The 11,564-nt window shown below is 49.2% G+C and carries 8 protein-coding genes; 2 read left to right on the top strand and 6 right to left on the bottom strand.

What is annotated here, in order from left to right; genetic code table 11:
• Positions 1–555 precede the first annotated feature (555 nt).
• The 6 genes from IEW26_RS29485 to IEW26_RS29510 form a co-directional block, all read right to left on the bottom strand.
• On the bottom strand, positions 556–1,632 hold the full coding sequence (locus IEW26_RS29485) for an efflux RND transporter periplasmic adaptor subunit (RefSeq protein WP_145403614.1): 1,077 nt from the start codon (positions 1,630–1,632) through the stop codon (positions 556–558).
• Positions 1,633–1,704: 72 nt separating this feature from the next.
• Positions 1,705–3,072, bottom strand: a complete 1,368-nt coding sequence (locus IEW26_RS29490; protein WP_188594945.1) for an ABC transporter permease — start codon at positions 3,070–3,072, stop codon at positions 1,705–1,707.
• Between the two features lie 23 nt (positions 3,073–3,095).
• The gene (locus IEW26_RS29495) at positions 3,096–3,779 is read right to left on the bottom strand and encodes an ABC transporter ATP-binding protein (protein WP_145403616.1); all 684 of its coding nucleotides are present in this window, start codon (positions 3,777–3,779) and stop codon (positions 3,096–3,098) included.
• 244 nt (positions 3,780–4,023) lie between these two features.
• Entirely contained in the window at positions 4,024–5,181 is a 1,158-nt protein-coding gene (locus IEW26_RS29500) for a hypothetical protein (RefSeq protein ID WP_111270594.1), read from the bottom strand.
• Positions 5,178–6,644: a sensor histidine kinase gene (locus IEW26_RS29505; protein ID WP_188594946.1), complete on the bottom strand. Its 1,467-nt coding sequence runs from the start codon at positions 6,642–6,644 to the stop codon at positions 5,178–5,180. Before IEW26_RS29505 ends, IEW26_RS29500 begins: the two co-directional genes overlap by 4 nt.
• Positions 6,641–7,354 (bottom strand): response regulator transcription factor, encoded by a 714-nt coding sequence (locus tag IEW26_RS29510; RefSeq protein WP_110898261.1) that lies wholly within the window; start codon positions 7,352–7,354, stop codon positions 6,641–6,643. The genes IEW26_RS29505 and IEW26_RS29510 overlap by 4 nt, the downstream gene beginning before the upstream one ends.
• A gap of 210 nt (positions 7,355–7,564) precedes the next feature.
• Between IEW26_RS29510 and IEW26_RS29515 the strand changes: the two genes are divergently transcribed.
• A complete protein-coding gene (locus IEW26_RS29515) occupies positions 7,565–8,041 on the top strand; it encodes an RNA polymerase sigma factor (protein ID WP_188594947.1) in 477 nt (158 codons plus the stop codon).
• 198 nt (positions 8,042–8,239) lie between these two features.
• Positions 8,240–11,047, top strand: coding sequence for a DUF5689 domain-containing protein (locus tag IEW26_RS29520; protein WP_373288610.1), 2,808 nt, complete (start codon positions 8,240–8,242; stop codon positions 11,045–11,047).
• The last annotated feature ends 517 nt before the right edge of the window (positions 11,048–11,564 follow it).

Here is an 11,564-nt window from a genome sequence, read left to right on the forward strand (position 1 = left end):
GTGTGTCTCGTTCACCTCCATATGAAAAAATAAAAATAAAATGCAGAAGCCAAAATAAACAATCCGTCAAGGGTATCCAGTACAATTGCTTTGTGAGTGTGTGGGGGTCAAAACATGAGAGTGCAAAGCCATTAGAGTACAACATGGTGGGTGTGGGTGTAGCTGATTCAAATTCTAAGGAGTAAGGAGTGAAGGGTCCAAAACTGTGAAGCGATGACTTGTGTCACTGTTACTTTCGATGTTACCGTAAGCGCTTACCAATATTACTTTGTTAAAAGTCACCTCACGGTGGTTCGACTACCTGCTCACCTCCTTTATAGTGTGATTATACGACATGTAAATATTACCTGTAAATTGAATTATATAAAATTAATTATATTTTTTTCCACATTCGAAGCAGGATTTTGACATAACCTGTCATAACAGAAAAAAGGCCCATTACGGCTGCAAACCGCAATGAACCTTATATCGTACAAGGAAAATTTCGATAGATAGATTTCACATCATCCACTCTTACACCTTCATGCCGTCCTCTCATATACCATGCGCCTCATTCTACGGAATAACCACGACATCGCCCGGCTTCAAGCCGCTTACAATCTCTGTCTTGTCACCTGACTCCATCCCTGTCTTCACGTTCACTTGCTCGGTCTGTCCATTCCCTTTATCCATTAACACATAAGGCTCGGGCTGATCACGCATAATGGCCAGGCTGGATATTGCCGTTACCTTGTCCTTGCGCATCGTTTCAATATCTCCTTCCAGACTGACACCGCCATACATCCGGGCATCCGGCTTCAGATCAATAACAACATCAAACTGCGAAGCCTGCTTCAGATCGGTATCCGAGCTTTTGCGGGCGAACTTCGATACCTTGCTCACCGTTCCCGTAAATTTCAGATCCTTCTGAGCACTCATCCGTACCTGCACGGGCATTCCCACCTTGAGCCTGAACATCTCTTCTTCACCAACAATGGTTAGAAATTTCATTTTACCTGTATTCGTAATCGTACCTATGAGCTGCCCTTCCGTAACGGCTCTGGTTTTGCTGTCTCCCTCATTCATCTGAAAGACCCCGGAGCTTGCTGCGTATACCACTGCTTTGCTCATCACGTCCTGCTTCTTGCGGATTTCCTTCTCCTTGAGCACCAGTGCCTTCTGACTCAGCTCGTTGGCCAGACGTTTGCTTTCCCGATCTGCAAAAGCCTTCTTACGTTCCTCCTCCGTCACACCAAGCGTTTCGGTCATGCCAGCCTGATCAATGCTGATCTGATTCATCTCTACATCCAGCTTTGCTTTGTCCAGATCACTCTGCATCTGATCCAATTCGGTCTGCAATGCAGACGTATCCAGCGTGAACAGAATATCCCCTTTTTTCACCTGATCACCGTTCTTGACATGCCACTGTTTGATGCTCGAAGCATACGGAGCGAATACATCCGCCTGCTCGGTATACACCGATTTGCCCTTGACCAGTATCGTTTGTGTCATCGTCTCCTGCGTCACATCAAATGTAATGGGAGGTGGAACCTCCATGGGAGCCTCAGGCTGGGGTTTGTACTTCTCATACGCCCAGTATCCTGCACCCGCCATAAGTACAATCGTAATGATGATGCCGATCCATTTCTTCATGCTCTATATTCCCTTTCACTGATAAGTTTGACTCTTAAAAATAAACCGCTAGACTCTACTCGTCCCTTGACGTCACATGGATTTAATGACGCTCAGCGCGTTGGTTCGAGATGCACTGATCGCCGGATAGATCCCAGACACCACACCCACAAGTACTGCAAACACAATCCCGAGCGGCAGCGCCGACTGCTGAATAATTACCGTCATCGGCCCACCCGTCTGATCAGCCATCTGACTGGCAAGCAGGCGGTTCACTCCGTCCAGAGCTGCATATGCAATACCTACACCCGCTACACCGCCCATCAGCCCCAGCATGGCAGCCTCCGTAATGAACATCTGGCGTATCTGCCACAGATTGGCACCCAATACCTTCATGACACCGATCTGCTTGCGGCGCTGATGAGTAGACATAATCATGGCTACAATGATGGACAACGAGGCCAGCACCATAATAAAACCGCCAATGCCTACCGCTGCTTTCTGATACATTGCCAGCTGACCAGCCATCGCTTCTTCCTGAAACAGATTGCTTTGCGTGTTTAGTGTCAGCTTTTGAATCTGCTCTTCCACCTGCGCTACATGACTTTTGTTATCCACCTTGACCAGCGCTGAATTGAGACGTTGAAGTGCAGAGCTGTCAACCTGCTGCAATCCCAGCTCATCCTGTAAAGCACGCGCCGTATCCAGCGGTATGTACACCTTCTTGTCGCCTTGCGCGCTCATATCATCCATAGCTGAAGGCTTTATCAGCTCACCCGATACACGGATCGATCCGCTCATTTTGGTCTTGCTTGCATTGGAGAAATCCTGATAACGGAATACGACACGCTGCTGCATCAGCTGATCCTGCTTGCCCATCATCTCGTTGTATTGCTGCAGGAGATCATTGTTATAGGGATCGGCGTTCAGCTGATCAAATAGCTTCTGGGTCACCTTTTGATCAATAAATCCGTAAGTCGCTCCGTAGTTCACTACAGCAATCCGTCCATTCCCTGCTCCATTTCCTTGCGCATAACGGTATCCAAACCCATTTAACGTCTGCATCTCGGTTCCAATGACCTCCACATAGGTACTGCGACCATCGGGAAGCACCATATCGAGCATATCCAGCTTCAGCATGGGAGCAACAGCAACGACATGTGGAAGGCGCTGAATAATCCGGATTTTCTCCATCGTTAGCGCGCCGCGCTCAAACTTGGTCTGACCGCCTCCGCTGCCGTTTCCCGTTTTGATTCCCTCATTTGGGCTGATCGTAATTTCATCCATTTTATAGTTTGCGTTCAGCGTGTTTTCGCTGTATGTCTGAACCGACTGCCCCACACTAAGTGCAATAATCATCGCTGCTGATCCGATCGACAGACCGATCATACACAGCAATGTAACCATTTTACGGCGAATGATCTGTCCCCAGGCCATGCGCACGACATCCCGTATTTTCACTGTTCCTCTCCTTCTGCTCTGTCTTATACGCTCTGAGCCTGCTGCTCCACCAGTTTTCCCTGCTGCAGGGTCAACACAACCTGCATCTGCTCCGCAACCTCCGCTTCGTGGGTCACGATGACAAACGTGGTCTTCATCTCCCGGTTCAGCTGCTGCAAAATAGCGATAATCTCTTCCTCTGTTTCTGTATCCAGATTGCCTGTCGGTTCATCCGCGAAGATCACCGAAGGCTCGGTGATGAGCGAGCGTGCGATGCTGACCCGCTGCTGCTGGCCGCCAGACAGCTGGGAAGGAAACAGCCCCGCCTTCTCGCCCAGTCCAACTTGCTCCAGCAGACGCAGCGCCTTTTCTTTACGTTTGGACGGTCTGACCCCCATAAACACCAAAGGCAGCTCAACATTTTCACGAATCGTCAGATTGGATAACAACTCGTAGGATTGAAAAATAAACCCAATATGACTGCGCCGAAACTCGGCTAGACGATTCTCGCTGAAACGTACGATATCCTGACCCGCAATCCAGATTTTCCCTTCGGTTGGCTTCATTAAGCCTGCCATCAGATTTAACAGCGTCGATTTACCCGAACCCGAGCTGCCCAGCAAGGCAACCATCTGACCTTCCTGAATTGTCAGGTTGATATCTTGCAGCACAGGAACCACCCCTTGTGCATTGCGGAAGGCATGGGATACATGTTCAACATGAAGCATTCGTGCTTGTCTTCCTTTCTATTTTCCTGATTATGTATATCCATGTAACATTCTCTTCATTATAGTGTGCAGATGTAACATGGCTGGACGAAGTTGTATCCAACTTGTAACAAGTCCGCACAAAAAGCCCTGCAGCCAAACGTATAACGCTTGACTGCAGGGCCTCTATTTTATTCGAATAGCTTGTAGCTTGTATGATCCACTGATCCGTAGCTTCCATGCAGCAGTGATCCTGGAGCCACCCCTACCATGCTCTGAAGCTAAAACGATACAACTCGCTCTTTTTGGTGGAGCTGCTTACAAAAAACAGCTCTTCCTCAAACCACTTCAGTCTGATAAAGTTATCAATATTTCGGTATAACACCGTATCGGACGTCAGGCTTTGATCATTCAGAAAGGCGATATGCAGCTCGTTCTTCTGGTTCTCCGTCGTATTCACGTAAGCAATTCGCGATTCATCTGCACTCAGATCAAAATTCCAGAATGCTCCCTCGGCCAGCAATATCAGCTTGTTTTCTTTCGCTTGATAACGGTACAGTCCCTGAACGTTATCCACTTCTCCCAGAAAGACCATATCTCCACTCTTTAGCACCTTATATTGCTGAATCCCCTTGGCTCGCACATATAGTGACACTTCCGGGTTCTTCTCCAATGAAACACGGTACACGGCATAATCATTTTCATGCATGACCAGCACATAAGCCTGTTTCAGATTCTGACTAATTTCAAAAGTATCAATGACAATGTAAGTATAACCTGATTTTCCCTCAGGTGTGTCAACACCCACCTTTTTCAGCATTTCTTTGTCCGTGAAGAGAAGCTGCTCCTTGCCGGTTTTCAGATCGGTTTGAACGAACCCTCGTTCATCGTGGCTGAGGGATATATCATTGCCAACAAACCGCCGATAGAACGAGTTCTCCTTGCCCAGCTTGGCGCGCTCGCCACTCGTCATGTCGTACACAAAGGTTGTCGGCTGAGCCTGTCCTGAACGATACTGTGAATACATCAGCTTCGTTCGATCGGCGTTGAATACAACGCCATAATCGGTATTGCCCGCGATATCCTTCACCTGATTATCATTCAGATGCAGCAGTAGTAATCGAAGTCCCGAATATGAGCGCTCCGGGCTGTTGACGACAATCGAATTCCGGTCCCTGATATCAAAATCATAGATGGCAAAGTCATTCGGAATTTTAGTCGCCGACTCGATCTGGATTGTGCTGCTTGCTGGCGGAGCCAGCTGACTGTTGAATTGCTTGTCAGGTAAAATCACGGTGCGCGGTTTAAGCTGACCGATGCTGAACAGACTGCCTATTCCGAATATCCCGCCAACAAAGGCGATAAGCAGCCCCGAAAGCATCAGCTTGTCACGATGTTGACGCCAAAAGCCGATACGTTTCATGTATTCCTTTCCCCCGGCAGACGGATATGGACTTGAGTTCCTTCGCGCATGATACTTTTCATATCTATAGTTCCTCCATGACGCTCTACAATGTTTTTCACAATCGACAGTCCCAGACCTGCACTGCCCTTCTCTATTCGATTAACGCCCTTCTCTTGGTAAAAGGGTTCAAATACATAATTCAGCGCTTCCGCACTGATTCCCTCTCCCTGATCCCGGATCATAATTGCGATGGACTCCTGTTCACGGCTGGACTGCACCTCAATGATCGAATTCACATCACTGTACTTGACCGAGTTATCCAGCACGTTCAGGAAGACCTCCTTCAGCTTGTCCCGGTCCCCCTGCACATACAGCTCTTCCTCAAGCTCATAATGGATGCCGATATTGTACTTGCCTGCCTTGATCGACATGTCCTCACACGCCTCCCGAATAATCTCGGAGACATCGACCCGCGCGAATCGATAGTTCTCAATGACTGCCGAGGATACCGAAACCTCCAGAATATCCGCAACCATCGTGTTGAGACGGCGGGTTTCCTTAATGATATAATTCATGCCTTTGTCGAAAAAGTCCCTGTCCGTAAAGCCGTTATCCCGCAAAATCTGTGCATAGCCCAGAATGGTCGTCAGTGGTGTTTTTAATTCATGCGTCACATTGTCAAAAAAAACCTTGCTGCGTGCCTGGACTTGCTTCACTTCGTCCCGCTCTCGCTCAATGACATCAATCTGCTCCCTTACCCGGTCAATCATGACCGTAAAGCTCGCAGCCAGCTCCCCGATCTCGTCCTTCGTGGCGATCTGAATATCGGCATTCAGACTGCCTTGGGCCACTTCCGCAGAACGTTTCGTGAGCACGCGGATCGGCTGTGTAATTTTCCGGGAAATAAAGATCGAGGCAATAAAAACAAACACAAATATAGCCGCCGCGAACAGCTTGATCGTATCCTGAAAACGCAAATTGCGCCGATACAGGTCGGTATAGTCCTTCTCAAGCTGCACAATGCCCACCAGCTGCTGGTCACTCTGAATCGGAAACGACAGGCTCGCCATGACTCGCCCTTGATCCACCATCGTTGTATATGCAATCCGGGATTGCATGGCTTCTCTGAGATCAGGTAAAGCCGTCTGCTTCGCCAGCTTGCTTTCACTCGTGCTGGAGCCGTACTTTGAAGCATCGGGACGATAGAGCGTGATTTCACCGCCAACCGCCGAGCCGATCTGCTCCTCCAGCTCCCGGCTGCCAGCCTCCAGCGAGCCTTTGCTGATGCGTTTGTTATGGATAAGAAAATATTGATTCAGGGCAATATCCAGATTTTTTTTGGACTGCACCATATCCTCACGCACTTCACGGTACATATTCTCCTGAGCGACCTTGTTAGACAGAATCAGCAGTGCCGAGAATCCAATAAACACGATCACCGAGAACAGCACGACCATTTTGAACTGGATCGTCCATTTCATGTCTGCACCTGGATATTCAGCTTGTAGCCTACGCCAAACACCGTTTCTATCATCGATATGCCCTGGTCGCCGCTATCCAGCTTTTTGCGAATGCGCTGCACGTGGATGTCCACTGTCCGGGTATCCCCTGCAAAATCAAATCCCCACACCTTGTCCAGCAGCTCTGAACGTGTATGTACCTTGCGATGGTGGTTCACCAGGAAAAGCAGCAGATCATACTCCTTGTTGGTGAGTCCTGCCCGTTCGCCATCCTTCCATACCTCGCGCTCATCCTTGCGTATTTCGATATGCTTGCCCAATCTGACCACCTCATAGGACTGATTCTCCAGCGTTTCACTGATCAGGTCGATCCGGCGGAAAATCGCACGTATGCGCGCAACCACCTCGCGGATGTCAAAAGGCTTGGTAATATAATCGTCAGCACCCAGCTCCATGCCAAGCACCTTGTCCAGCATATCCGACTTCGCCGTAATCATGATGACGGGAATTTTGGAATTCACAGACAGCTGTCTGCACACATCAAATCCGCTCATGTCCGGCAGCATCAAATCCAGCAGAATCAGATCGGGCTTGAACTCCCGCAGCAGATTCAACCCTTCCCTGCCCGAAGCCGCCTCCTTGATCTCGAAGCCTTCCTTACGGAGTGAATAGGACAAAATATCGCGAATGGATTCTTCATCCTCGATAATTAATATCTCTTTTGGTCTCATAATACATTCGTAATCTCCCTGCTCTATGAATTTCATCTGCCTATATTTTGTATCCCAAGGTGTCTGCTTGAACAGAGGAAATCAAGAAATGTTACAACTCCGATACAACTCTGAACCTTTTGGAAACAACCTCCCGCTATACTGGCATTAACGAACATCAAACCGACCGGAATCAAGGCTTGATCCATGTCCAAGGGGGATTCACATCTTATGAACCACTCACAGATCAATGATGCTTATATCAACTATAAATCAGAAATCACCAGGTATCTATCTCAAATCCTGAAACAACCACAGGACGCAGAGGACTTGACACAGGAATGCTTTATTCGCCTGATGAACGTGACTTCACCTGTGCCTGACGATCGAATTCTGTATTATCTCAAACGCATTGCACGTAACCTGGCTATGGACAGCTTTCGCAGACGTACCCGCACCTTGCGGCGTGACAGCCGGCTTGAAACCCCTACATATCATGTGGATACTCATCAGATGGAAATTAACGAAGGGGTCGACGAGATTGTCTCCCATATTAACAACACCGAGCATCGCAAAATTTTGGAGCTGCGCCTGATCCACGGATATTCGATCAAAGAAACCGCGGAGATCGTCAATCGCAGTGAGGGCATGATCAAATCGTCCGTCTTTCATGCCGTCAATCGCATTCGTGCCAAAGTCATCTCGTAGAGATGGCTTTTTCTTTTATTTTCACCATCCTCATACAGCCCCCAGCACTCAATAATCCTAATTGCCTATTCCCAAGACCAAATACCTAATTTTACAAAGTTAATTATAAATTTTACATTTTGTTATGACTATGTCAGATTTTCATGTGGTAGAATATGGACGAACTTATGAATCAGCTACTATATGGGAGGGATTTGGTTGGGTAAATTGACACGTTTGCGGGGAGTCTGGTTAAAATCACTCCTGGCATTGTCTATGGCTTTGCCGCTTCAGGTCGGATTATGGAACGGAGATGCTGCGGTTCATGCGGAAGGACCGACAGATCCGGCTCCATTCATTCAAGCCAAGGTCGTGAATGAAAATGCCGGCAAAAAGGTTCTGTTCGACAACTCGCACGGGCAGACAGCCGGCGCAGCAGATTGGGTTATCGATGGCGGCTTCTCCGATTTCGGGAACGCTTTGGCGAATGACGGTTATTATGTAAAGGAACTGCGCAAAACGACACCTTTTACCTATGATGATCTGAAAGATTATAACGTATTCGTTATTGCCGAACCTCAAATTCCGTTCAAAACGTCCGAACAGGCCGCTTTGAAACAATATGTGGAATCCGGCGGCAGCATCTTCTTTATTGGAGATCACTACAATGCCGACCGTAACAAAAATCGCTGGGATGGCTCCGAGGTTATCAACGGATACCGCCGCGGGGCATACGAGGACCCGGCCAAAGGTATGAGCGCTGAAGAACGCAGCTCCGAAGCGATGCAAAATATCACCAGCTCGGATTGGCTGTCCGATAACTTCGGTGTTCGTTTCCGTTATAACGCTCTTGGTGACATCAATGCCAACATTATTGTGCCAGCGGATCAAGCCTTTGGCATCACCGAAGGTGTCTCTGCTGTAGCCATGCATGCAGGCTCCACACTGGCAATCACAGACCCTGAGAAAGCGAAGGGCATCGTCTACCTGCCAAAAACCAATGCCAAATGGAATAACGCTGTAGACCAAGGCGTATACAATGGCGGCGGCATTGAAGAAGGCCCTTATGTGGCTGTATCCAAGCTGGGTGCAGGTAAAGCAGCCTTCATTGGAGATTCCTCCCCGGTGGAAGATGCATCCCCGAAATATTTGCGCGAAGAGACAGGCACACGTAAAACGACGTATGACGGTTTCAAAGAGGTCGATGATGCTGTGCTGCTCGTCAATACGGTAAACTGGCTCGCTACACAAGAAAACTACACTAAACTGTCCGAAGTAAGCGGCCTTACATTGGATACAGCGACAGCACTGCTGCCATTCGAGGAGCCTGCCGTTTCCACCGAGCCGCAAGCCGAACCTTGGGCTGCACCTGCTGCCGGATACAAATGGTATGACCGCTCCACGTTCAAGCCAGGCTCTTATGGTGGTCCTGCATCGAGTGCCAACGCGGCATACAGCTTCGTGAAGCAGGATACGCTGCCTAACGCAGAAGACTTCCAGATTCGTGTCGTTGTTGAAAATATGGCCCCTAATACAACGGTTTCCGGTTATAGCGCCGGAATCTATCTGACTGGCGGAACCCAGGTAGCCCTGATCCAGAATGAAAATGGGACATGGCCTAGTTCATATGGATACAGCGCGGCATTCAGCGTAACATCGGATAGCAACGGACGCGGAATCAAGGATCTGAATGTACGTATCAAGCCGGGTACAAACGGCAATGCCAGCCTGCGTCTGCGCCTAAATGGCAGCAACCTGATCACAAATGCTGTGAGCATTGCCAACGTGCCTGCAGAGCCGCTGCCAGAGGAAGAAGGACCGATTCCTGCAGCGATTACGGTTGCTGAAGCACGTACTAAAGCAGTAGGCACAACCGTAACGGTGGAAGGTGTGGTCACAAGCAAGCCGGGTTTATTTGGCGGACAAGCCTTCTATCTTCAGGATGACACCGCAGGAATCTATGTGTTCCAGAACACCAGCGGCTTCAATGTGGGCGACAAAGTGAAAGTGACTGCACCAACAACAGTCTATAACAGTGAATTTGAGTTAACGGATGTGGTTGCGATTGAGAAAACCGGAACTGCTCCTGTCCCGGCTCCGGCTCTCGTTACCATGATCAACGATGCCAATCAGGGGCAGCTTGTTCAATTGAAAAACGTGACGGTTCAGAACATCATCAGCGCCACGCCTGCCGGTTCATTTGAATTCGATGCGGTAGCCGAGGACGGCACAAGCACGCATGTCCGTGTGGATACACGAACAGGTGTAAGTGAGACCAGCTTCCCTTATGCTGCTGGTGACAAGCTTGATATCACGGGCATTGCAGCGATTTTCAAAGATGTATATCAATTGAAGCCTAGAAGCCTCGATGATATTGCAGCTGCGGAAGAGCAAGGTGGAGGCGAAGGGCCTTCCACTCCAGCTGAGGGAGCGCCGGGTAAACCGGTGCTTTCGTCCGATAACGGATATGCGAGCGGATTGTCCGATGGCTCCTACACCGTAAGCATGAATCTGTGGTGGGGCGAGAATGCCACTGAGTACAAGCTTTACGAGAACGGCGTGCTCGTGGATACGCAAAAATTAACGGCAGCTTCCCCATCTGCACAGTTTGCGAAAACAGCGATTACCGGCAAGGGGAACGGAACCTACACCTATGTTGCCGAGCTGATCAACGCCAAAGGGGCTACTCGCAGTGACGAGCTGACCGTTAACATTGCGCATGCCGCTCCAGGTAAAGCCGTTCTGTCTCAGAACAACTGGGATGGCGATGGTGACTACACCGTAACGATGAACCTCTGGTGGGGCACCAATGCAACCGAGTATCGTCTGTATGAAAATGATGTATTGATCGACACGCAATCGTTGACTGCCGCTACGCCTTCTGCACAAATGGCAAAAACCGACCTGAGCGGCCGTGCCAACGGAACGTACACGTACCGTGCGGAGCTTATGAATGCCGCAGGTGTGACCAGTACGGAAACGATTACGGTTCAGGTAAGCAAAGGAGCTTTGCCACTGGCGAGCTAGTTTGAACGTAACGCAAGAATCAGGAGTAAAACGTAGGATTAACGGTAAACACCAAGGCAACGGAAGTAACAGCAGTAGTAAAATAAGCGGGAGCAGCTGCGTAAACCAGGCACCCCTGGGACGCGAGCTGGGACGCGAGCTGGGACGCGAACTGGGACGCGAGCTGGGACGCGAACTGGGACGCGAACTGGGACGCGAACTGGGACGCGAACTGGGACGCGAACTGGGACGCGAACTGGGACGCGAACTGGGACGCGAACTGGGACGCGAAAACCGAAACCACACAGCCAGAGAGCTGGCCTGTTGGTTTCGGTTTTTTTGTGTTATTTTTTCTTCAACAACGGAGAGTTGGATAGGGAATGTTTGTTGGAGATCGTCGTTTGAGCGCTTTTCACGATACTTTGAGTCGAAATTGGAACTAGAATAAAAAGTGGACACCCGTTAACGGACAGAAGGATAATAAGGCTAACGGAGGTGTGTCCATATGGGAGAACAGCGGCAACGATACAACGAAGAA

The sequence above is a fragment of the Paenibacillus silvae genome, from assembly GCF_014639235.1.
GTDB lineage: Bacteria > Bacillota > Bacilli > Paenibacillales > Paenibacillaceae > Paenibacillus > Paenibacillus silvae.